General features: G+C 44.4%; 28 protein-coding genes, 2 tRNA genes and 1 pseudogene. 10 read left to right on the top strand and 21 right to left on the bottom strand.

All coding sequences use genetic code 11. The features are described 5' to 3' along the window. The first annotated feature begins 119 nt into the window (after positions 1–119). A complete protein-coding gene (locus ACN0W5_RS06245; RefSeq protein WP_417453317.1) occupies positions 120–443 on the top strand; it encodes an antibiotic biosynthesis monooxygenase family protein in 324 nt (107 codons plus the stop codon). Between the two features lie 47 nt (positions 444–490). After that, positions 491–1534 (top strand): alpha/beta hydrolase family protein, encoded by a 1044-nt coding sequence (locus ACN0W5_RS06240; protein ID WP_417453316.1) that lies wholly within the window; start codon positions 491–493, stop codon positions 1532–1534. Between the two features lie 75 nt (positions 1535–1609). Here ACN0W5_RS06240 and ACN0W5_RS06235 read toward each other — a convergent pair whose 3' ends face one another. Beyond that, a complete protein-coding gene (locus ACN0W5_RS06235) occupies positions 1610–2440 on the bottom strand; it encodes a universal stress protein (protein WP_417453315.1) in 831 nt (276 codons plus the stop codon). Positions 2441–2747: 307 nt separating this feature from the next. Between ACN0W5_RS06235 and ACN0W5_RS06230 the strand changes: the two genes are divergently transcribed. Then, positions 2748–3221 (top strand): DUF192 domain-containing protein, encoded by a 474-nt coding sequence (locus ACN0W5_RS06230; protein WP_417453314.1) that lies wholly within the window; start codon positions 2748–2750, stop codon positions 3219–3221. 37 nt (positions 3222–3258) lie between these two features. On the opposite strand, the gene ACN0W5_RS06225 is transcribed toward ACN0W5_RS06230, so the two are convergent. Together ACN0W5_RS06225 and ACN0W5_RS06220 are read right to left on the bottom strand one after the other, a co-directional pair. Next, positions 3259–3561: a hypothetical protein gene (locus tag ACN0W5_RS06225; protein WP_299380950.1), complete on the bottom strand. Its 303-nt coding sequence runs from the start codon at positions 3559–3561 to the stop codon at positions 3259–3261. 244 nt (positions 3562–3805) lie between these two features. Next, positions 3806–4159 (bottom strand): putative quinol monooxygenase, encoded by a 354-nt coding sequence (locus tag ACN0W5_RS06220; protein WP_417453313.1) that lies wholly within the window; start codon positions 4157–4159, stop codon positions 3806–3808. Between the two features lie 86 nt (positions 4160–4245). Here ACN0W5_RS06220 and ACN0W5_RS06215 point away from each other — a divergent pair, with 86 nt between their 5' ends. Beyond that, entirely contained in the window at positions 4246–4569 is a 324-nt protein-coding gene (locus ACN0W5_RS06215) for an ArsR/SmtB family transcription factor (RefSeq protein WP_299380952.1), read from the top strand. Between the two features lie 153 nt (positions 4570–4722). After that, positions 4723–6300, top strand: coding sequence for a peptide chain release factor 3 (locus ACN0W5_RS06210; protein ID WP_417429298.1), 1578 nt, complete (start codon positions 4723–4725; stop codon positions 6298–6300). A 113-nt stretch (positions 6301–6413) separates the two neighbouring features. Here ACN0W5_RS06210 and ACN0W5_RS06205 read toward each other — a convergent pair whose 3' ends face one another. Then, entirely contained in the window at positions 6414–6752 is a 339-nt protein-coding gene (locus ACN0W5_RS06205) for a DUF1491 family protein (RefSeq protein ID WP_417453312.1), read from the bottom strand. Between the two features lie 221 nt (positions 6753–6973). Here ACN0W5_RS06205 and ACN0W5_RS06200 point away from each other — a divergent pair. From ACN0W5_RS06200 to ACN0W5_RS06190, 3 genes are all read left to right on the top strand, one after another. Then, positions 6974–7050, top strand: a tRNA-Pro gene (locus ACN0W5_RS06200). Between the two features lie 65 nt (positions 7051–7115). After that, positions 7116–7421 carry an ETC complex I subunit gene (locus ACN0W5_RS06195; RefSeq protein WP_085902768.1) on the top strand — a complete coding sequence of 102 codons (306 nt, stop codon included), beginning with the start codon at positions 7116–7118 and terminating at the stop codon, positions 7419–7421. Between the two features lie 22 nt (positions 7422–7443). Further along, a tRNA-Arg gene (locus tag ACN0W5_RS06190) sits at positions 7444–7520 on the top strand. A 239-nt stretch (positions 7521–7759) separates the two neighbouring features. Here the strand turns inward: ACN0W5_RS06190 and ACN0W5_RS06185 are convergent. From ACN0W5_RS06185 to ACN0W5_RS06170, 4 genes and pseudogenes are all read right to left on the bottom strand, one after another. Beyond that, the gene (locus tag ACN0W5_RS06185) at positions 7760–8050 is read right to left on the bottom strand and encodes a hypothetical protein (protein WP_417453589.1); all 291 of its coding nucleotides are present in this window, start codon (positions 8048–8050) and stop codon (positions 7760–7762) included. Positions 8051–8068: 18 nt separating this feature from the next. Beyond that, positions 8069–8152: pseudogene (locus tag ACN0W5_RS06180) on the bottom strand (NINE protein); the annotation flags it as partial. Continuing rightward, positions 8142–8546, bottom strand: a complete 405-nt coding sequence (locus ACN0W5_RS06175) for a DUF2059 domain-containing protein (RefSeq protein ID WP_417453311.1) — start codon at positions 8544–8546, stop codon at positions 8142–8144. The pseudogene ACN0W5_RS06180 and the gene ACN0W5_RS06175, both read right to left, overlap by 11 nt. Positions 8547–8682: 136 nt before the next feature. After that, positions 8683–9132: a VOC family protein gene (locus ACN0W5_RS06170; protein WP_417453310.1), complete on the bottom strand. Its 450-nt coding sequence runs from the start codon at positions 9130–9132 to the stop codon at positions 8683–8685. 237 nt (positions 9133–9369) lie between these two features. On the opposite strand from ACN0W5_RS06170, the gene ACN0W5_RS06165 reads away from it, so the two are divergent. Further along, positions 9370–9870 carry a GNAT family N-acetyltransferase gene (locus tag ACN0W5_RS06165; protein ID WP_417453309.1) on the top strand — a complete coding sequence of 167 codons (501 nt, stop codon included), beginning with the start codon at positions 9370–9372 and terminating at the stop codon, positions 9868–9870. A gap of 43 nt (positions 9871–9913) precedes the next feature. Here ACN0W5_RS06165 and ACN0W5_RS06160 read toward each other — a convergent pair whose 3' ends face one another. The 12 genes from ACN0W5_RS06160 to ACN0W5_RS06105 form a co-directional block, all read right to left on the bottom strand. Then, on the bottom strand, positions 9914–10045 hold the full coding sequence (locus ACN0W5_RS06160; protein WP_417453308.1) for an ATP-binding protein: 132 nt from the start codon (positions 10043–10045) through the stop codon (positions 9914–9916). Between the two features lie 110 nt (positions 10046–10155). Next, positions 10156–10752 carry a thymidine kinase gene (locus ACN0W5_RS06155; protein WP_417429312.1) on the bottom strand — a complete coding sequence of 199 codons (597 nt, stop codon included), beginning with the start codon at positions 10750–10752 and terminating at the stop codon, positions 10156–10158. Between the two features lie 39 nt (positions 10753–10791). Beyond that, a complete protein-coding gene (locus tag ACN0W5_RS06150) occupies positions 10792–11757 on the bottom strand; it encodes an adenosine deaminase (protein ID WP_417453307.1) in 966 nt (321 codons plus the stop codon). Between the two features lie 81 nt (positions 11758–11838). Next, positions 11839–13059: a phosphopentomutase gene (locus ACN0W5_RS06145; RefSeq protein ID WP_417453306.1), complete on the bottom strand. Its 1221-nt coding sequence runs from the start codon at positions 13057–13059 to the stop codon at positions 11839–11841. 1 nt (position 13060) lies between these two features. Next, entirely contained in the window at positions 13061–14383 is a 1323-nt protein-coding gene (gene deoA, locus ACN0W5_RS06140; RefSeq protein ID WP_417453305.1) for a thymidine phosphorylase, read from the bottom strand. Next, the gene (gene deoC / locus ACN0W5_RS06135) at positions 14383–15138 is read right to left on the bottom strand and encodes a deoxyribose-phosphate aldolase (RefSeq protein ID WP_417453304.1); all 756 of its coding nucleotides are present in this window, start codon (positions 15136–15138) and stop codon (positions 14383–14385) included. Before deoC ends, deoA begins: the two co-directional genes overlap by 1 nt. A gap of 4 nt (positions 15139–15142) precedes the next feature. Further along, a complete protein-coding gene (locus ACN0W5_RS06130) occupies positions 15143–15961 on the bottom strand; it encodes a purine-nucleoside phosphorylase (RefSeq protein WP_417453303.1) in 819 nt (272 codons plus the stop codon). Beyond that, a complete protein-coding gene (gene cdd / locus ACN0W5_RS06125; protein ID WP_417453302.1) occupies positions 15958–16356 on the bottom strand; it encodes a cytidine deaminase in 399 nt (132 codons plus the stop codon). Before cdd ends, ACN0W5_RS06130 begins: the two co-directional genes overlap by 4 nt. 1 nt (position 16357) lies before the next feature. Then, positions 16358–17332 (bottom strand): ABC transporter permease, encoded by a 975-nt coding sequence (locus ACN0W5_RS06120; protein WP_417453301.1) that lies wholly within the window; start codon positions 17330–17332, stop codon positions 16358–16360. Beyond that, complete coding sequence (locus ACN0W5_RS06115) at positions 17325–18458, bottom strand: ABC transporter permease (RefSeq protein ID WP_417453300.1); 1134 nt, start codon at positions 18456–18458, stop codon at positions 17325–17327. Before ACN0W5_RS06115 ends, ACN0W5_RS06120 begins: the two co-directional genes overlap by 8 nt. After that, entirely contained in the window at positions 18455–20104 is a 1650-nt protein-coding gene (locus ACN0W5_RS06110; protein WP_417453299.1) for an ABC transporter ATP-binding protein, read from the bottom strand. The genes ACN0W5_RS06115 and ACN0W5_RS06110 overlap by 4 nt, the downstream gene beginning before the upstream one ends. A 50-nt stretch (positions 20105–20154) precedes the next feature. After that, complete coding sequence (locus tag ACN0W5_RS06105; protein ID WP_417453298.1) at positions 20155–21156, bottom strand: BMP family lipoprotein; 1002 nt, start codon at positions 21154–21156, stop codon at positions 20155–20157. 254 nt (positions 21157–21410) lie between these two features. Here ACN0W5_RS06105 and ACN0W5_RS06100 point away from each other — a divergent pair, with 254 nt between their 5' ends. Beyond that, positions 21411–22139 carry a protein phosphatase CheZ gene (locus tag ACN0W5_RS06100; protein WP_417453297.1) on the top strand — a complete coding sequence of 243 codons (729 nt, stop codon included), beginning with the start codon at positions 21411–21413 and terminating at the stop codon, positions 22137–22139. A gap of 60 nt (positions 22140–22199) precedes the next feature. Here the strand turns inward: ACN0W5_RS06100 and ACN0W5_RS06095 are convergent, their stop codons facing one another. Then, complete coding sequence (locus ACN0W5_RS06095) at positions 22200–22496, bottom strand: PilZ domain-containing protein (protein WP_417453296.1); 297 nt, start codon at positions 22494–22496, stop codon at positions 22200–22202. Positions 22497–22529: the final 33 nt, after the last annotated feature.

Raw genomic sequence — 22529 nt, 5'->3', positions numbered from 1 at the left:
GATCTATATGAAAATGGTAACTTTTATTGAACTAAAATATTTAATATGATGAGCTATTGCCTTCTTTATAAAGGCTTATTTCGAATGGAAGAATTTCAAAAAAGAAAGCTAATCCAGTAATGTCGCAAATCAGTGCAATAAATTGTATTGAAGTACCCGGAGGGTACGAGGAAATCGCAATTGAGACACGTGAACTGTATATAGATTATTTTAAAAAGCAGCCAGGTTTTGTTTCCTCGACTTTTTATCGGGCGTCGGTTCAAAATGATAAAATTAATTATATCAATATCGTCGTTTGGGAAGATAAAGAAGCTTATGATGCCGTTGTCAACAAGGGCTATAAAAACCAGGATGGATTAAACTCTGATGGAATGAAGGTCCTGGGCAAAGGTTTTCCCGCGCCTATTAAGGTTCACCCCGGTGTTTTTGAAATAATTGGGTAAGGTAAACCCACGATTCTTTTTTTGAGAAGCTCTGATGGAGGTTCAAGTTGCTGCGTATTTCTTTCGTTATATTGGTTTATTTTTCTGTTTCGTCATTTTTTTTGAGTTTTGCGGCAAAGGCAGATGAAACCGTTGTTGGGATCAAAGAGTTAGCGATTGAATCTCCGGGACGGACGGTACCGTTAAAGGTGATGATGTGGTACCCGGCAAGAGAAAGTGGCGAAGTTGTTTCTGTTGGTCAAAATGCAGTATTCGAAGGAACTGTAGCACAAGAAAATGCTTCTATTATTTCAGGAACTTTTCCTGTTGTGCTTCTCTCACATGGTGGGATGAGGTCTGCACCGAACCAGAGCTCTTGGCTTGCTTCTAAACTTGTCAAAAACGGGTTTATCGTTGTTGATGTAAAAGCGCCTGCTCTTGGGTATGATGATGCATTAATTGCAAATCAAGAGTTATGGAAACGTCCCAACGATATTTCAACCGTTCTGACCGAGATTGAAAAAAATCCTGACTGGCGTACGCGGATTGATCGCCAAAGAATAGGTGCAGTAGGCTTCTTTCTGGGGGGGACATCTGTATTATCTCTTGTTGGTGCGCGTATTGATAAGGATAGATTTGTTCAATCATGTGATGAAATTGAGGAGGGAATGGATTGTAAGTGGTTTGAAAAGTTTGATGTGAATTTGCGCGCAATCGATTTAACTGGGCTGGGCAAAAAACACTTGGATAAACGTATTCAAGCTGCTGTTATTATTGATCCAGAACTAACGACGAGCTTTTCTGAGCAAGGTTTGGAAGAGATAACTGTTCCTGTTCGCATTATAAATTTAGGATCAGAAGAAACCATCCCAAGGGCCCTTAATGCATCTGGCCTTGCGAGAAAGATACCAAACTCAAGCTATACAAGAATAGAAAACGCCACTCATTTTAGTGCATTCAGTGTTTGTAAGCCAAAGGGTGCCTTTATCTTAAAAGAAGAGGGGGCAGGGGATGAAATTTGTGTATCTGATGTAAAGGTTGGACGTGAAAATCTACACAATCAAATTGCTGACACGGTAACGGGCGCTTTAAATAAGTATCTGAAAAAATAGTCAGATACTCATTTTCTGCGAATTTTTATGTCTGATTGATACCAGGAAACCTTTGGAAATCGCCTAGTTGCGTTTTTAATGAGACATGATGACAGGGATTTTTGCTTCTTTAACCAGGTGCTTTGTGACACCACCAAGAAGCATTTCCCGAAGGCGGCTATGTCCATAAGCTCCACAAACAATAACGTCACAAGATTGCGCCAATGCGGCATCTTGAATGGTTTGTCCGATAGAGTTTTCTGTTTGGGCAATCTTAACAGTTTCTGCCTCTATATTGTGTCGCTTGAGGTAGTTTCTAACTTCGCTTAGAGACAAGGCGTCCTCTGTTTCTGGTTGAATTGTCAAAAGGAAAACCTTTTCGGCCTTTTTTAACTCACTTAAGTTATCACGCACAGCACGAAGAGCTTCTCTGGTTCCTTTCCATGCGATCATCATACGCTTACCAATATCTTTTGAAGCGTCAAACCCCCGAGGAATCATAAGGCAAGGCAAGCCACTGAGAAGGGTGACCTCTTCGACAAGGCGCGTTCTAAAACGATCTTCGAAGTGCTCAAATGTTGGTTGGCTAACAATGATAATATCTGCAGCATGAGCATGGTCAGCCAAAAGGCTGATGTGGTCGCCTTCTTCGACGATCCAGTTATGAGAAATGTTTTCACGATGACAGATATCTTTAAACTCTTTTTCCAGCTCATCAGCTCTGTTCTCTGCTGATTTTGTCGCATCCAGAAGGTATTGAACCGACGCCCCGCGACCATAAACCTCTACAGGCATACCGATTGGTGTCGTGATAAAGAGGGCCGATATATGAGCGTTGTTTTGTTTGGCAAGGCGTAGGGCGACATCCAGTCGTGTCTGGTGTTCATCGTCATTGGCTAGGTGAACAAGGATGCTCTTGTGACTCATCGGTTTCTTCCTCATCGGTGTCTTTGGGACAACAGATTGATATTTCAATTAATATTAACATAAGATGTTATGGTAAAGACAAGATCTTTCTGCTTTAAAGTCATAGCAACGTTAAAGGTAATGTAATTGGTGTATTTATTGCTTATTTGTAATTCATACCGGCATTAGCGTTTTAAAAATTAGGTGCCGTCAATCAAATGAATTTGCAACCAAATGTATTTGGTTTTGATGTTGTATGATGAGAGATTTGTAAAATAGGCCCCTTAATAACAGGAATCCTGAAGTTAATAGGAATATTGTAACCTCAATGTCTTATACTTGGACACATATATACAAGATAACTCTTTTGTGCGGGATGATCTTTATTGCGACCAGTATCAGTGTCGCACAAATTGTATTTGAAAAAGATACTCTGACTATTTTTTCTGCAACCGGGAAAGCCCATAAATTTAACGTCGAGATTGCTTCTACTAATGAAGAGCGTTCTCAAGGGCTTATGTATCGGAAGAATATGGCCAAAAATGCGGGCATGTTATTTGTTTATAATAAGCCGAACAATGTCACGATGTGGATGAAAAATACCTATATCCCGTTAGATATGTTGTTTTTTAACTCTGAAGGTAAAGTTGTTTATATAAAAGAGAATACGACCCCTCATTCGACAAAGACTATCGCTTCTGATCAGGATGTAATCGGAGTGTTAGAGCTTAACGCGGGAACGACATTCCAGCTCGGCATCAAAGTTGGCGACATCGCACAGCATCGATTGTTACAAAGATAGCGCAATAATCAGAAGTGGTTATTTCTTAATCCTTGGACTAAACTTCTGGCTCTAGAGCTGCTTTTTCTAGCTGCTTCCAGCCTTCACCAGCGGCAACCAGACAGCTAATACCATGCGGTGTTGTCACAATAATGGTCCATGTTCCACCATCTTTGTTGGTAAGAACCTCAATTAAACCGCCTTTATTCGTAACGCCAACAGCTTGAGTTTTTTCACTATACCGATCAGAAAGCATTTCCAGTATGCTATCGCGCTTATCGCACTGATTTTGTGCATAAGCTGGTATTGTTGTAACGAAACCCGTAAAAGCGATCACAGCAAGAGTGATATACTTTAGCATAGGGGCCTCCTTTCAAGGGTGCCATTTAGAGCGAGCACCTGCTCTGCTTAATATATTGCGCTAGGTATCTTAAATTTCAATTAAACCAAGTTCGTTCAACTTTTGGATGAATGCGGGCTTTTTTTTAGGTGGGCCCATTATTTATTTTAAAACAAGTAGATAGTTACCCCGTGGGCAAAAGGGGGACACAAATTTGTGATGTTGCCGTGAAGGACGTTTACGTTCCCCTTTATCGTTTTTAATTTTAGGAAGGGTGTGAACTGGCCATTGTGAGCCATGTAATTTCCATATCACCCTCTATGTAAGACAGCCTGTCTTTTAAAAAAGATTGTACATAGGGTTTGTTCAGGTGATCCTCTAAATCTTTCTTACTGCGCCAAACTTCGTAGAAGACAAATAGGTTTAAATCATGTCGATCTCTATGAACATGATACTGCATTGCGCCTTCTTCACGGCGGGTCGGTTCAACTAGTTCTAATAGTCTTTTTTCCAATAAATCACTCATTTCGGGCTTGGCATGGACACGCCCCACTAATGCATAGGGGACCTTTTCGTTGGGAAGAATTTCCGGGAGTTCAATTACAATATTCGTGGACATTGGTTTAACCTTTGGTATGATTTATTTCATACCTATATGCTTAATTGTGTTTAAGGTACGAGTCAAATCATACCTGCGGAGATAAAATGCCAGATGATGAAGGACACCCAAGTGTTGATGAGATGCAACTTGGTAATGTGTTATCAGCGCTTTCTGATCCTTTGCGCAGAAGAGTGATCAGAGAGTTATCACTTGCACCTGTTGGATGTGAGCGAACGTGCGCTTCTTTTGAATTGCCTGTGTCAAAAGCCACAACGACGCATCATTTTAAGGTAATGCGCGAGTCTGGACTTATCAGGCAGGTTAATCGTGGGAATAGTCGTGCTGCTCAATTGAGAATAGACGATATCGAGAATCGATTTCCCGGGTTATTGGATATGATCCGGTCAGAGCAAGGCATGACAAAATAGGTATAAGAGTATTTCTCTTCTGACGCTTTAACCTGTTCGGTCTTGACCTCAACGCGAATAAAAGAGATTGTCCCGGCAGAATAATATATGTGCATATTAAAGTTTACAGGAATGTGTACATATTTGTGTACACATTGGTAGAAAAACAAAATCATGTCTTCTGAAATTGCCAAACAGGCCGAAGCTCGCCGCACCTTTGCTATCATCTCTCACCCGGATGCGGGTAAGACAACACTGACAGAGAAACTACTGTTGTTGGGTGGTGCTATTCGTATGGCTGGACAGGTGAAGGCCAAGGGTGAGAACAGACGGGCGCATTCTGACTGGATGAAGATCGAACAGGCCCGTGGTATTTCGGTTACGACCTCGGTGATGACCTTTGAATACGAAGGGGCTACTTTCAACCTGTTGGATACACCGGGCCACGAAGATTTCAGTGAAGATACCTATCGTACGCTAACTGCGGTTGATTCTGCGATCATGGTGATTGACGCAGCCAAAGGTATTGAGGCTCAAACCCGCAAACTTTTCGAAGTTTGTCGTCTGCGCGATATTCCCATTATCACCTTTGTGAACAAGATGGACCGTGAAGGTCGTGAGGTTTTCGAAATTCTGGATGAAGTTGCCGAAGCTTTAGCGCTTGATACTGTACCGATGGTTTGGCCCGTCGGTGGTGGCGGTACGTTCAAGGGCTGTTACGATCTTGTCCGTGAAGAAATGATCCCTTTTACCGGGGAAGATAGTTATGGTACGCCCGTAAAGGCAGAGCTTCTCGGCGATGAACTGCCAAATCTTATTCCAAGCGATCAATACGATACACTGCTGGAAGAAGCAGATCTGGCTATGGATGGTTATCCTGCTTTTGATCTGGAGAGCTACCGCGAAGGGCACCTGACGCCTGTGTATTTTGGATCGGCTTTGAAAAGCTTTGGTGTAAAGCAGCTCTTGGATGCTGTGTTGCAGTTTGCCCCGGCACCAACGACGCAGCCTGCCGAACCAAAAGAAGTTGAACCTTCCGATAGCAAGGTTACCGGCTTTGTCTTTAAGGTGCAGGCAAACATGGACCCGAAACATCGGGACCGTATTGCCTTTATGCGTATCTGTTCCGGCAGGTTTAAGCGCGGCATGAAGCTGCATCAGATGGGTACGGGTAAATCCATGAGTATCCATAACCCGATCATGTTCTTTGCCCAGAACAGAGAGCTGGCAGAAGAGGCGTGGCCGGGGGATATTATCGGCATACCCAACCACGGAACGCTTCGGGTTGGTGACAGTTTGACAGAGGGTGAAAACATCCGCTTCTCTGGTATTCCAAGCTTTGCGCCGGAAATCCTGCAACGGGTGCGTCTTGATGATCCGCTCAAAGCCAAACATCTTTCCAAGGCTTTGGAGAGTTTGGCGGAAGAGGGGGTCACACAGGTCTTCCGCCCGATCATTGGCGCCAGCTATATTGTTGGTGTTGTCGGGCAACTACAGCTGGAAGTCCTTTTGGCTCGAATAGAGCAGGAATACGGCATTAATGTTGGTTTCGAGGCCGCACCATTTGTCACCGCCCGTTGGGTGACATCAGATGATGCCGCAGCGATGAAACACTTCCTTGATCGCAACAAAGGCTCGTTGGCAGACGATAGAGATGGATGCCCAGTTTACATGGCCCGTAACCACTGGGACATGGGCCGTATTCAGGAAGATAACCCCAAGCTCAACTTTACGGCGACCAGAGAACGGTAAGGGCTGAACCTGCGACCTACTGATTAGGAGTCAGTTCCTCTATGGTGCAAATATTGACCAGATCATTATTGATCTAATCAAGATGGCGTAAATCTCCTGTGTTAGAAAAGGTGTTAGAGAATTTCTCCGCCAAAGGGATTTACGCCGTTTCTATCTTCGAACTCGACAACCCAAAGATCAGGGTCGCGGCTTACGGCGCGCTCGACGTATTCATGGGCGGCATAATCATCCATCAAGTCTCCCTTATTAGCCGCAAGCCATGCCAGATTACCGTCTATATCTCGTGTTTGGCTTAATACCTGACAGCCCGGTCCCAGAAGGTTGATCTTCAGCAACAAACTCCCACGATCGGGATCACCTTTGTGGATAATCATGGCCGGGATTCCATTTTGATTGGATTGTCGGACCTGTGCCATGATCCAGAGATCAGATCCGAGGGCGTTTTCTGTCATAACTGCTTATTAAACCTTGTTATCTCTACACGATCTTAAGGGGAACCTCTGAACCTTCGATGCTTGTTAAGTGACTTTGTTTCACCACTTTTTTAGCTGTTGGGGTTAAAGACTTTCTTAAGTTATTCAGCGCATTGTCTCTTTTAAGGCGAAAATTACAATGATTTAAAAAAAGATTGTTGCCTTGCGTGTTACTCTGTCTTATACGATGTTCGTGGAAACGGGGAGTAGCGCAGCCTGGTAGCGCATCTGGTTTGGGACCAGAGGGTCGGAGGTTCGAATCCTCTCTCCCCGACCACCAAAATTATATCGTTGGCAAAATTATATCGCTGGTTTTCTGAAGACCTGATACTAGAGGTAAACATGCAAGTTCGTATTTATCAGCCGCCGAAAAATGCAATGCAGTCTGGTCGTGCAAACACCAAACGCTGGCTTGTTGAATATGAACCTGACGCAGCACGCGAGATTGAACCGCTTATGGGCTGGACATCTTCTCGGGATACGCGCGGACAACTTCGTATGTGGTTCGATAGTAAAGAAGAAGCGATCGCATATGCACAACGTCAAGGTGTTATGTACAGCGTTGAAGAGCCTAAGGAACGGAAATTAAAGCCCAAAGGATATGGCGATAATTTCAGTACCACCCGCCTCGGTCGTTGGACACACTAATCACCTTAAAATAAAGAATAAAGCGCCCGTAGCTCAGCTGGATAGAGCAACTGACTTCTAATCAGTAGGTCGCAGGTTCGAATCCTGCCGGGCGCACCAAAATAAGTAAAGAAAACAGGGTCTTGTCGGTTTGTTCCAACAAGGCCCTGATCTTTGTCAAACAATGTTCCAACAAAACTTAACTATTTCGGTTCTAGCCCTTTTTGCTATTGGTTGAGAAAGCGTTCAAGATTGCTATCACACCATTCCTAGGCTTGGAAGTAGTGCAAGAATAGGTCATAGGATGCACATGGCGATATAGAGATGGGTATCCCGGATTATGTGACTAGGAGAGAGAGCTAATCGAACGCCTTAATCTGTTGTTGCGTGAGGGTGGCGTTATGCTTTTTGACCTTGAAGTAAATCCAGAAGAGGTCGAAAGCCATAATAAGAGGAATTAACCAAGCCAAGAGTGCAAAAAGCATTACCAATGAGCCAATAATCGGGTTGCTATTAACTATGTAATCCCATGCATCAACTGGTTTGTTTACGAGTTTTACAGGTAATTTATAATAGATCTCAGCAGGATCATTTTCTCTGCTTAAAAAAATCAAAGAGATGAATGTAGTGTATGTGCCAACTACACTCATAGTCAAAGCACTCCATCGCTTGCCCAAATACCACCGATGCCCACCGAAGACACCAGTGAACAGCCAGAGTAAGTACGTTATGAGAAGGGATTTATTGGGCATATTTTTTTAATATAAATTTCTGCATTTTAGGATAAACTCCTCCAAAATATACAGGCATTTTCACGATAATGCTTTTACCTTCAGGGCTACCATAAAATTTGGCAAGAGCATCAAGTTCTTTTGTTGTAAAATGAATGATCATTTGCTCCAGCATCATTTCTCGAATCTCATTAATGTCAGCTTCAGAAAAATGAGTTTTTGTTAAGAATTGTTCTCTAATTTCGGCAGGTAAAGCTTTTGACGTTTCGATAGACAAATCATTCATCATTTTTGATAAATCAACTGTGTCTGCATACCTATTTGCGGCTTCGATCCTTGTTTCTTGCGTATCCTGAGCGAAAGAAGGTGACGTGATTCCAATAATAAGCATAGTCAATAAAATTAGTTTTTCCATAAATATCTCTACTGGGAAGTTTCAAATAGGAAAGAAGAGGGAGAGAGTTAATCATTATTAAACGGCGTTTTGTAATGAAAATTATTACCTTTCGGTGCAATGCCGCAGAACGTTGTTTATCCATATAAATTGTTGATCATGTCGCTGTCCATTCAGGATCGTAGGCCACCAGTTCCACTGTGTTTCCATCTGGGTCGCGGGTGAAAATTCCACGCCATCCAATCCAGTCGAATAATTGAACTCTGTAATCTTGGCCGATCTGTTCGTACCAGTCCATTACGGCCTGTTGCTCTTCATACGGTAATGACAGGGCAATATGGTGCAGCGATGACCCTGCGCCGGTTTGGGGTAATTGGTGCTCACTGGTGTCTGTTCCGGTGATTTCGTCGGGATGAAATAGGGCGAGTACACTGGTGTGACCGCCAAACCCTTCTGCAATCTTGAAAAATGTCACCCGGTCATCTACGTCTCCGGCGAGGTGTTCTAAGCCAATGACTTCATCGTAAAACTTTGTCATCGCTTTCTTGTCGCGACACCGGATCGCAATTTCACCTAATGCCCGTACTTTAAAGTCTCTATCTTTCATAATCGGCCTCATCAATCAGGTGACGGAAAGGGCCAGTGGGGCCTTTTTCTGTGCCGAAGGTTGCTTCACTCCAGCTTTGATGTGCTTGATAAAGGTTTAGAAAATTCTGGGCTGTTTCGTCAGTATCTTTAATCGTATTTTCCGTAAGAAGCTTTGTGAAAATTAAGGTGTAAATCGGGGAATGTTCCTTATAGCATAGCGCTTGTATGTGAATAATCATTTTAATGGGGGAGTGGGGTGAGCATTAAAGTCAGGCTGGCAAGTGAAGAAGATGCTGAAGAGCTCTGTGTTATTTTGAACGAAATTATTGAAATCGGTGGCACGACAGCAATGGAAGAAAGTCTGAGCGTTGATCAGTTCAAGCAATACTTTCTAACCGGGGATCATTGTATTTGTTGTCATGTCAGCGAAGGTGAAGATGGCTCAATTACGGGATTTCAGGTTCTGGGGCGGCACCCGGAATTACCAGAGGATTGGGCTGACATCGGAACCTTTGCCAGAGTACATCCTCGTGTTTACGGCGTCGGTAAAGCTTTGTTTCCCGTAAGCTGCGCATATTTGATCCATAAAGGTTTTTCTACGATTAACGCCACCATTCGGGCCGATAACACCAGCGGTCTTCAGTACTATGAAAAGGTGGGCTTTACGACCTATCAGACGGCAAAAGCAGTTCCGTTAAAAGATGGTACTTTAGTCGATCGCTTTTCTAAATCTTATGAATTGAACAATGCCAAATAATAAAGGTGCAAACTAACTCAGATCGGAAGAAGGTATCAGAGATTTAAGATTGAATGATCCGTTCGTTGGGCAGGGTAATCGTTACTTTGGTACCTTTGCCCAAGATACTTTCGACCTTAAGTGTTCCCTGATGGAATTCGATGAGCTTTTTAGTGAGCGAGAGGCCCGGATGCATCTGTGGTTTGGGATGTTCCTATTTGAACAAAGGGTTCTAAAATACGAGGGCGGTCCGTTTAATCCATGCCGATACCAGAATACTCGATGGCTATATCAAGTGAAAGAAGCTCATTCGTATGGTTTATTCCGTTCAAGAACCTCTAATTTGAAGTGCTTGCGGCAAACGGGGACATAACGGTCGTTCCCTCCAATTTCAACTTGCGAACCTTCCTGAATCGGTGTGCCGTTCTCGTCCACACGCATGACCATCGTTGCTTTGCTTCCACAGTGGCAAATCGTCTTGAGTTCATTAAGCACATCTGCCCAAGCCAAAAGCTGTTGGCTGCCTTCGAACAGGTTGCCTTGGAAATCTGTCCTTAAACCATAGGCCAATACAGGAATATTTAACTCGTCCACGATTTCGCTGATTTGGTAAACTTGAGCTTTTGACAGAAACTGAGATTCGTCAACAAAAACGCAATTGATTTCCCGTTGCTTTATTTCATCCCTAGTCATCTGTAGCAGATCGTCTTCTTTGCCATAGATCAATGCTTCGGCCTGCAATCCGATCCGTGACGAAATCTTTCCCTTGCCATAGCGGTCATCCAAAGCGGCGGTGAACAAAAGCGTTCCCATGCCACGTTCTTGATAATTATAGCTGGATTGCAAGAGAACGGTGGATTTCCCTGCGTTCATTGATGAATAGTAAAAATAAAGTTTGGCCATAAATGCGTCAGATACAGAAGTTGAGAGTGTGCGACATACCTATAGGCGTGCCAGTAATTTGTCTATGGTCACTTGGTCGGCGAAGGCATTTTCTATGGAACATTTGGTAATGTCGGTTAGCTCCTGATCAGTTAGGTTAAATTCTTTGGATGCAATGGCGTATTCATTTCCAATTGATGTGTGGAAAAAGGGTGGATCATCAGAACTCAGGGTTACTTTGCAACCCGCGTCACGTAATTTTAGGAAGGGATGATCGCTAAACTCAGGGTATACGCCCAAGGCGATGTTGCTGCCGGGGCATACTTCGAGAGTTATATTTTCGTCAATAAGGCGAGAGACAAGATTGGGATCTCCTATAGATCTTACGCAGTGGCCAATACGTTTAATGGGTAAATGATCAAGGGCGGCAATAATGCTTTCTGGCCCCGCCATTTCACCCGCGTGCACATTGCACGATAGCCCTGCATCATGGACGATATGAAAAGCTTTGGAGAAATCAGATGGGTGATGGGCATTTTCATCGCCCCCCATACCGAAACCGACAACAAGGGGATGTAGGGCCGCAACCGTCTGCTTCGCGACCTCAACGGCCTGTTCTGGCCCAAGGTGGCGCACACAGGTAACAATAATACGTCCAACGATACCGAAATCTCTTTTGGCGTCGGTTATGCCTGCAATAATACCATCCAGATGATCTTGGTATCCCATACCAGCCATAGCTGCGTGATCAGGGGAAGACATGACTTCGACATAGATGGCACCTTCTGATGCGCATTGTTTGAGATATTCGTAGGTTACATCTCTGTAATCCAAAGGTGTTTTGATCACGGCACTTGCAAGATCATAAGCTTTTAAAAACTCTAAAAATGTCGTCCAGCGGTAATTTCCTTCGGCATCAAAAAGGCCATCAGGTAGGTCCATTGAATTACGCTGTGCCAAACGTTTGACAAGATCCGGAGAAGCCGTTCCTTCCAGATGTACGTGTAACTCAGCTTTTAGAACCATTATATCTCTCGCTTGTTTTTGTATTTGTTTCTTTGACCTTTGGCTCCTCAGAAAGAAAAGCCAAAAGTGATTAACCAGAAGTTATAGAAATGACTTTCCTGTTTCTAAAGTACCGACTGCCAAGAAAGAGGCGATACTCTGTCCAATATCTGCAAAGCATTCCCGGGTACCAATGTTTTGTGCTGTGATTTTCGGGCCAAAAGCCAAAATAGGAACGTTCTCTCGGGTATGGTCTGTTCCAGGCCACGTTGGATCACATCCGTGATCCGCAGTGATAACGACCAGATCGTCGTCTTTCAGTATTGATATGAGGTCGGGAAGTTTTCTGTCGAATTGTTCCAGCGCTGCGGCATAGCCAATAACGTCTCTCCTGTGGCCGTAGAGGCTGTCAAAATCAACAAAATTTGTGAAGGTTAAGGCCCCCTCAGGCGCTTTTTCGACCTGTTCTAACGTGCGTTGGAAAAGATCGTCGTGCCCCGAAGCTTTAATCACTTGTGTTGGCCCCTGGTGGGCATAGATATCAGCAATTTTACCAATAGCGATCATTTCTCGTCCAGCTTCTTTAACTTTATCTAATAAGGTTGAAGCAGGCGGTAAGACGCTGAAATCACGCCTGTTTCCTGTGCGCATAAAAGTATCAGGCGTATCGCCAACAAAAGGTCGGGCAATAACACGACCAATGTTATAGGGATCGACAAGAACGCGTATTTTTTCGCAAAGATCAATAAGCCTATTCAGGCCAAAGGTTTGCTCATGTGCTGCAATCTGGATAACGCTATCAGCCGAGGTGTAGATAATCGGCTTTCCGCTTTTCATATGCTCTAGGCCGTACCTTGCAATAATGTCAGTACCAGATGCATGACAGAGGCCTAAGGCCCCGGGGAGCTCTCCGACTTTGATAATGTCGTCCAGAAGCGAGCTTTCAAAACAAGGCGTTTTGTTCGGAAAGTATCCCCAGTCAAATGTCACAGGGACGCCTGCTATTTCCCAATGCCCGCTCGGTGTATCTTTGCCCTGACTTATTTCGCTGGCAGCACCATGTAACCCGATAGCCTTGGTTTGAGGATTAAAACCTTGGGGGTAATTACCTGTACTTTGAAAAGCAGCATGCCCTAAACCAAGCCTTTCCATGTTCGGTAAATGAAGAGGACCTTGTCTGGTGCCTTCTTTATCTGCATTCCCTAGGTCACATTGTTCCGCGATGTGCCCTAGGGTATTTGAACCGGTATCTCCAAAACTATCAGCATCCGGTGCTCCGCCAATGCCAAATGAATCCATTAATAATATAAAGGCTCTAGCCATATTAGCTCACTAATGACTTTAAGATTGGGTGTTGTTGATTAGGCATTTTTTCTGCCACAGTAAGACCGTTTAGATATTGAGCTTTTGCCCGCGCTAACTGGTCTTTTGAGTTTGCGTGAATACGTGCCACAGGACGGCTTGAATCAATCCGGGTTCCAATAGGAGCTATGTGATCAAAGCCTACTGCATGATCAATTTCCTGTCCCGGCTTGGAACGTCCGCCACCAAGGGCAACAACGGCCATACCGATCTCTCGTGTATCCATAGAGGCAATATACCCCGATGTATCCAGATAGATATCCTCACAGTAGGTTGCTGATTTCAGATAATGATCAGGCTTTTCACAAAAATCTACAGGGCCACCCAGGCCTGAAATCATTTTCTGGAACTGTTCAAGAGCTTTTCCATTGGATAGAACAGTCATGATTTTATGATGGGCATCATCGTATGTCGTTGCCAACTCGCCCAAGATCAAGAGCTCAGAGCAAAGTGACATGGTTATAATATCGGTACGCTCTTCTTTCATCTCACCTGATAGGTAGGACCAGGCCTCTTTTACTTCCAGCGCATTCCCTGCTGATGAGCCTAGGACTTGATCCATATCGGTGATGAGGGCCCTTGTGGGTAAACCAGCACCGTTGGCAACGCTTACAATAGTTTCTGCTAATTCTTCAGCCATAGACAAGGTACCGGAAAAGGCACCACTGCCAACCTTGATATCCATCACCAAACGATCCAAGCCAGCTGATAGTTTTTTGGAAAGGATGGATGCGGTGATCAGGGGAATGGCTTCGACAGTTGCCGTAATATCCCTGATCGCATAAAAACGCTTGTCCGCGGGGGCTAAATCACCTGTTTGTCCGACAATGGCACAGCCGGCAGCTTTCGTGATGGATTTTAGACGGTTAATATCAATCGACGTTTGGTAACCGGGTATTGCATCCAGCTTATCCAGTGTACCGCCTGTGTGACCTAGGCCGCGACCAGAGATCATAGGGACATAACCGCCACAGGCGGAAATGATCGGGGCGAGCATCAAACTTAACTTATCACCGACCCCACCAGTTGAATGTTTATCCAGTACCGGACCCAAATCACGTAATTCAGACCAGTCGATAGTATTGCCAGATTGAGTCATGGATTGGGTTAAACTGACGGTTTCAGCATTACTCATTCCCTGAAAGAACACAGCCATTGCCAAAGCGGCGATTTGGCTGTCGCTCATATCGCCTGACGTGATTCCTTTGACAAAGTAAGCGATTTCTTCACTGCTAAGTTCGTGCCCCTCGCGTTTTTTTCGGATTACTTCTTGGGGTAGAAACATTAGTAGGTGCTTTTTTGCTCAGAATCAGTGGTTTGACCTAAGACGCTTAATAGATCAGTTAAAAGGCCACTTGCGCCAAATCGAAAATTATCTGCACAGACCCAGTTTTCGCCCATGATACTTTGTGCAAGTTCTATGTATTCAACAGCTTGAGCATGCGTTCGAATACCGCCTGACGCCTTGAAACCGCAATTTTTACCGCTATCCTTAATGGCTTTTAACATGGACTTTGCGGCATCGATTGTCGCTGACACGTCTGTTTTACCTGTTGAGGTTTTTATAAAATCAGCTCCAGCGTTAATAGCCGCAACACTCAAGTCGTAAAGACAATTCATGTCTTCGAATGCACCACTTTCAAGGATTACCTTGAGCGCAACTTGATCCCCGCAAATATCTTTGCACGCGTGGATCATTTCTGGTGCAGAATTTTTATTTCCAGAAATCCATTCTTTGTAAGGGATCACCAGATCAACTTCGTTACCACCAAGTGCGATGATGTTTTTTGTCTGTGAAATTGCCGCTTCCAACCCTTCATCGCCCGATGGAAAATTGGCGACGGCTGCAAAATTGACACCTTGTCCCTTAAGCTCATCTTGGCAGACGGACAGAAAAGGTGGGTAAACACAGACAGCTGCGACAGAGGTAAAAGGCGTTACTGCTTTTGAACAGAGAGCTTGGATACTTTCGTTTGTATCATCATCAGAAAGGCTTGTGAGATCTAACAGACTTAAAGCTAATTTTGCATTTTTTGTCATGATCTTATCCTAAACTCTTTAGGTAATTACTTACCAGTTTAATTAAACTTTCAGCGGCAACCTTGGCATTGCGCATGGTTTGTTCATGGGTGAGGGCCGTATCGCCCATGCCTGCACCGTAGTTCGTAATAATGGACATTGCTGCTGTGGGTATACCTGCACGCCTTGCCAGAATAACTTCGGGTACAGTGGACATACCAACGGCATCCGCACCGAGGATCTTTGCGGCTCTTATTTCTGCTGGTGTTTCAAAGTTTGGTCCTGAGAACCACATATAAACACCTTCATGTAGCTTGATTTCATTTTGATCCGCAACAGCTTTCAAGGCTTGCCGTATCGCCGGATCGTAAGCATCGGTCAGATCAACAAAACGATCATTGCCACGGGCACCAATCAGGGGTGACATGCCGGAATAATTGATGTGATCTGTAAGTAACATCAAGCTTCCGGGGCCAGCTTCGTCGCGTAGGCTTCCAGCTGCATTGGTCAGAAGCAACTGCTGACAGCCAACGGCCTTGATTGTCTCAATTGCTGTCAGCATACCAGTGGCGTCACCATTTTCATAATAATGGCTTCTGCCCTGTAAAATGAGAACTTCTATTCCGTTAATTTGCCCAAGGATCAAAGATCCGGCATGTCCCTCTACAGAGGGGCGCGGAAAGCCAGGGAGATCGTTAAATGAAATTGTCGTTGGGTCTTTTACAGCTTCAACAAGGGGGCCAAGTCCTGACCCCAGGATGATAGCTACTTCTGGGATAACGCCATTAAGGCGGCCCCGAATAATGTCTAAAGCACTGTTCGAGGATTGAGTTGGGTTTGTCATTTATTCAGATTATCAGGTCCAAATGAAAGGGGAAGAAGATCTTCGATTGTAAAGGTTTTCCGCAGTCCTTCGGGACCGCAAATGTGAATTTCAGTTTCTGCATTTGCAAATTCACGAATTTTTTGCCGACATCCACCACAGGGGGTAACGAGTGCATCGCCATCACCCATGACGTAGATTTCAGCTATTTCCCGGCTACCGTTTTGTACCATGGCCGAGATTGCGCCGCCTTCGGCACATACACCTAACGGATAGGCTGCATTTTCAACATTACATCCATTGTAATACTGTCCGTCTGTTGATCGTATAACAGATCCAACATGAAATTTCGAGTAGGGGGCGTATGCCCGCGACATGTTCTCTCTAAGTTGAGCTATTATTTCGGATCGTTCCATCTTAGCGCTCCTTCACATACGGGCGACCAATGGCTTTTGGCGCAACAGCTTTACCGATAAATCCAGCAAGCAGGATCACGGTAAGAACATAAGGTAGTGCCTGCATAAACTGAACGGGTATCTCGCCGATCCCTGGAATTGCGACACCCTGTAATCTGACAGCCATTGCATCAAGGAAGCCAAAAAGCATACAAGCAAGAAGACCCGGTACGGGTTTCCATTTACCAAAAATCATCGCGGCAAGGGCGATATAGCCTTGTCCCGCAGACATCTCTTTACCAAATGCCGCATTTTGCCCAGTGGAGAGGTAAGCCCCGGCAATGCCACATAGAATACCAGCGATAATAACCGAGCGATATCTTAGGAACGTAACTGAAATACCCGCAGTATCAACAGCCTGTGGGTTTTCTCCGACAGCACGCAAGCGTAGGCCAAACCGGGTTTTGTAAAGCACCCACCAAGTAATAGGAACTGCTAAGAACGCAGTATAAACCAGTAAGTTATGGCCACTAATTAACTCAACATATATGGAGCCTAAAATTGGGATCTCTGACAGGAAATCTGCACCGGGCAACGTTATTGGTGAAAAGCGTGCATCACCGCTTAGTGTTGGTGTCAGACCACCTTTATGGAACCATGCGCCGCCAAGGGTAACCGTAAGTCCGGAAGCGAGAATATTGATAGCAAGACCACTGACAACCTGATTGCCACGATGCGTAATACAAGCGAAACCATGTAAAAGCGCCATAAGGATAGAGGTAATGATTGCAGCACCCAAACCAACAAATGCGGACCCACTAATTGCTGCCACCGCTGCTGCGGCAAAAGCGCTACCAAGAAGCTTACCTTCCAAACTGATATCGATGATACCGGATCTTTCAGAGAAAATGCCCGCCATAGCACAAAGCACCAGCGGCGCAGATACACGCAGAGTTGAGTCGAGCGTAGATAGAAGCAGTAAGAGCAAATCATCCATTAGTTTGCTCCTTTGCTGTTCCGTTGCTCGCAACAATAGCTGTGAAAAGGCGTTCAATCGTTGGCCGAGCCATGTATGCCAATGCACCGCAGAAAAGAATAACCAGCCCCTGAATAGCCTTAACCATCTCTCCTTGTATGGTCGGTATTTCAAAGGATAGTTCTGCGCCACCCTGATATAGGGTACCAAATAAAAGGCTGGCAATAATAATGCCGACGGGATGATTACGTCCCATCAGTGCAACAGCAATACCTGTGAAACCCGCGCCTGCGACAAAATCAAGCATCACCCTGTTATGGTTCCCCATAATTTCGTTGATACCGACAAAGCCAGCTAAAACACCAGAAAGACACATTGTGCCAACGACTAAACGTCGAGTGTTTATGCCGCTATAATTTGCGGCGTTTTCATTAAATCCGAACATCCGAATGGCATAACCCCAGCGTGTATGCCAAATGAACAGCCAGACAAAAAGGCAGCTAAATAGAGCGAGAAGAATTGAAAGGTTAAGCGGCGATTTTTGTATCTCTATTCCAAACCATCCAAGGGCTTCTTGCATTGTTGGCATTTGAGCCGATGCCAGAAAGTCACGACTTTCTGGCGACATTTGTCCCGGTTCAATAAGCACATTTACCAAAATGTAGTTCATCAAACTAAATGCGATGAAGTTAAACATGATCGTTGTAATAACAATATGGCTGCCTCTATAGGCTTGTAGGTAAGCAGGAATATAAGCCCAGGCTGCACCAAAAAGGCCGGAAGTCGCAATCGCGAGCGGTAGAATAATCCAGAAAGGAACGTACTGGTCCAAAGCCAGGCAAAGTAAGCCGACACCTAACCCACCTATATAAGCTTGCCCTTCGCCACCGATGTTAAAAAGGCTTGCGTGAAAAGCGACAGCAACAGCTAGCCCAGTAAAAATAAAGTTCGTAGTATAATGGAGTGTATATCCTATATTATAGTCATTCCCAAAAGCTCCGTAGATTATAATTTTTACTGCTTCTATTGGGTCTTCACCAATAATTAAAATAACAATTCCTGAAACAAAAAATGCGAGTAAAATATTAATCAGAGGGATGACACCAACGTCAATCCACGCGGGAAGCGCTTTACTTGGACTGCTCATGCCGAAATCTCCTCTGAGTGTGTCGTGTTATTGTTGTTTTGCTGCTCAGAGCTTTTGGATTGTGTGCCTGCATTCCCCATTAGAAGGCCGAGTTGGCGTGCATCAGCATCTTTACCAGCGACTTCACCAACGATACGGCCTTCGAACATAACGAGTATGCGGTCACTGAGTGACATGATTTCTTCAAGTTCTACAGAGACCACAAGAATTGCAGATCCCGCATCGCGCATGGCGATCAGATTTTTATGAATAAATTCAATGGCCCCAATATCAACACCGCGCGTTGGCTGCCCAACAAGAAGGACTTCGGGGCGTCTGTCCATTTCGCGGGCAAGAACGAGTTTTTGTTGATTGCCACCAGAGAAATTTGCTGATTTTAACTTGGGATCTTCCGGGCGGACATCATAGTCCTGCATCAGCCGAGTACAATGTTCTTGGACAGCTTTATTGTCCATGAGGATCTTACCGTTATAGGCAGGATCTTCATGGAAACCCATAATCGCCGTTTCTTGGGCATTAAAAGCGGTTACCATTCCCATACGATGTCTGTCTTCAGGAACGTGGCCTACACTTAACTCTCTAAATTCTTTTGGGTTTTTGAGGGCATGTGGTGTGATTTGGACGGAACCAATATCAATTGATCCGGTCTGAAGGGGGCAAATACCGCTAAGGGCCGCAAGTAATTCCGTTTGACCATTGCCGGATACACCTGCGATACCGACAATTTCCCCGGCGCGAAGGGTGAGAGAAACATCATCCAGCTTAGTGATGCCATCTTCTCTATAGGAGAGGTTTTTTGCGTCCAGTAAGATTTCACCAGGATTAGCGTCAGTTTTATCCACTTCCAAAAGAACTTTCCGCCCAACCATTAATTCGGCGAGTTCATTTTTGGATGTGGCTGATGTTTCGCGTTCAGAAACCATGGTTCCTGCACGCATAACAGAAACACGATCTGTAATTGCCATAATTTCCTGAAGCTTGTGGGTGATCAAAATAATACTCACACCGCGACTGCGCAGGATATCAAGAATTTTGAAAAGCTGATCTGTTTCCTGTGGTGTCAGGACGCCAGTTGGCTCGTCAAGGATAAGAATTTCAGCACCACGATAGAGGGCTTTTAAAATCTCAACCCGTTGCTGAAGACCAACGGGGAGGTCGCCTGTCATGGCATCGGGGTCAACTGCCAAGCTGTATTCTCTCGAAAGCTTGAGAAGCTCTTCCCTTGCTGTCTGACTACTTTTGTTCAAAAGAGGGGCACCTTCGGCGCCCAACATTACATTTTCAAGTACAGTAAAGGTTTCTACGAGCATAAAATGCTGATGGACCATACCAATGCCAAAGGATATCGCATCTCTGGAAGAGTGGATTTTTTTCGTTTGACCATTAATAAGGATTTCGCCGCTATCTGCTTCGTAAAATCCGTAAAGAATACTCATCAACGTTGATTTTCCAGCACCATTTTCACCAATGATGCCGTGTATAGTTCCCGGAAGAACTTTCAAATCTACGTTTTGGTTCGCCTTTACTGGGCCAAAGCTTTTACTGATTGCCTTCAGTTCAATAGCGGGCAGTTCAATAGATGGTGGGGGGGCTGATTGCCCCCCCACCGCGTCAGACCCTTGGGCCTTGATGCGTTCTACGCTCATAGAAAAACCTAGTACTTGATTATTATTCTGATTTCAAATCAGTTACCCAATTACAGCGCAGGGCAACTGTTATCGGATGTGAAATCATGAACAGAAATGGAACCGGATACGATGCCATCACGTGCTTCTTTTACCTTGGCTTTCATTGCGTCGGTAATAAGTGATTTGTTATTATCATCAAGGGCCCAGTCTACACCGTTCTCAGCAAGACCTAGCGCATGAAGACCTGGTTTCCAGGTGCCTTCCATTGCATCCTTGAATGCGTTATAGGCAGCAACATCTACACCTTTGGTCATGGAAGTCAGCATTGTTCCTGGCTGTATATGGTTTTGGTTTGAATCCACACCAATTGCGTATTTACCTGCATCTTTAGCTGCTTGGTAAACACCGATACCTGTTCCGCCAGCAGCGGCAAAGATCACATCAGCACCTTTATCAAACTGGCTTTTCGCAAGCTCACTACCTTTACTTGGGTCGTTCCAAGCTGATGGTGTTGTACCCGTCATGTTGCTATAAACCTCGGCAGAATTAACCGCGTATTTAGCACCTTGAGCATAACCACAGGCAAATTTACGAATAAGTGGAATATCCATGCCGCCAATAAAGCCAACTTTTTGGTTTTCAGATGCCATTGCAGCAAGAACACCAACAAGGAAAGATCCTTCATGTTCTTTAAAGACAACGGACTGTACATTTGGCAGGTCAACAACTGAATCGATTATTGTGAAACGAATATCTGGATATTCTTTGGCAACTTTTTCAATAGCAGGGCCTTGAGCAAAGCCAACACCAACGATTGGGTCCGCGCCACGTTGTGCCATTTTACGAATAGCCTGTTCACGTTGTGAAGGATTCGTAACTTCAAACTCGCGATATTTAATGCCGGTTTCTTTTGAGAATTTCTCAACGCCGTTATAAACGCCTTCGTTGAAGGATTTGTCGAATTTACCACCCATATCAAAAACTACGGCTGGTTTGATATCTTCTGCGTGCGAGGCTGCAGCCGTTAATGCAATAATTGACGCAGCAGCCGTCTGGAATAGCTTCTTCATTTGAGAGCCCAATCCCTGTTTATCAGTTATAAAAATCTTTTTTGCCTTAATCCGATATCTATTCGGACTCGGGTACTTATGGTGAGGCAAAAAGCTAATATGTTCAACTAATCCTTATTGTCAAAGATCAAAAATTTGTTCAACTGGTCAAAAAAAACTGAAATTTAAACGCTAAAATAACAACATATTCAATTTTCATTAATTTTGTTCGGGTATCTTCATCATCAAATACGGGGGATTTTTGGGAGTAAGAGATGACTAATAACGATCCAAGAAAAGAATACGCTGCTGAACGAGGAGTTCGACTTCGTAGGGGATTGTCACCGAATGCGAATGTTTCAAACATGCAGTTGTTTGAATCTATTAATGAGTTGAGGTCCGAAATCGTTGCTTTGAAACAATCAAATGCAGCTGTTCGGCATACATCAACTCAGCAAACCGATGCAGAGAAAAGTTTTAACGATGCGGAAGACGTTCGTGTCGAAATTGCACAAATGGTTCGGATGATTGGGAAGACGAAGAAAGAGATCGCCCAAATCAAACACCCTGATGATGTTGATGATCCCTTTGCGCAGTCAACGAATGAGCTTGATGCAATTGTTATGGCGACGGAAACAGCCACAAATAGCATTTTGGATGCGAATGAGCAGATCGAGGCAACGGTAAATGAACTTTCTGCTTTGATGCACGATGATACTGATGTGCAAACGGCTTGTGACAAAATAGCAAATAACGTCATAACTATTCTAGAAGCATCTAACTTTCAGGACATTACTGGCCAGAGAATGACCAAGATTATCAATACACTTCGATTTATCGAAGATCGTATTGTATCGATGATTAATATTTGGGGGGCAGAAGCATTTATGGATTTGCCGGTTGGGACGGAAGATGGGCGCGAAGGTGATGATCAGCTTATGAACGGTCCTTCGGCTGAAAACGAAGGCATCACGCAAGATGATATTGATGCGTTATTTGATTAAATAATTACGTATCATCGTTGGTGAAACAAAAAAGCGGGGAATGTTATTTTCCCCGCTTTTTTATGTGTTGTCGAGATCTGTCGCGAGCTGGTTCAGGATATGTTCTGAGGAGCTGAATTGAATGACGAAACCATTTGCCAGATGCCGGATGGTTTTCCCTTCAAAGCGTCCAAACCCTTCAATATGAAGCTCGAGGGTTTTGCCGAGTTCGGGACGGACTGGAGAATCTAAACATACTCCACCACCAGATATATCAAAACATTCAATTTTTTCCCAATGCTCATTGATTTTTAACAATGCCTGGATTGATTTTTGATATCTCTTATGGCGACGACGATCCGTCTTATCCGTATCCAAAGTCTGCCCCTTTGTCATCTATACAAGTTATGT

Source organism: Kiloniella sp., from assembly GCF_048270245.1.
Lineage (GTDB): Bacteria > Pseudomonadota > Alphaproteobacteria > Kiloniellales > Kiloniellaceae > Kiloniella.
This window is presented reverse-complemented; position numbering and strand designations above follow the sequence as displayed.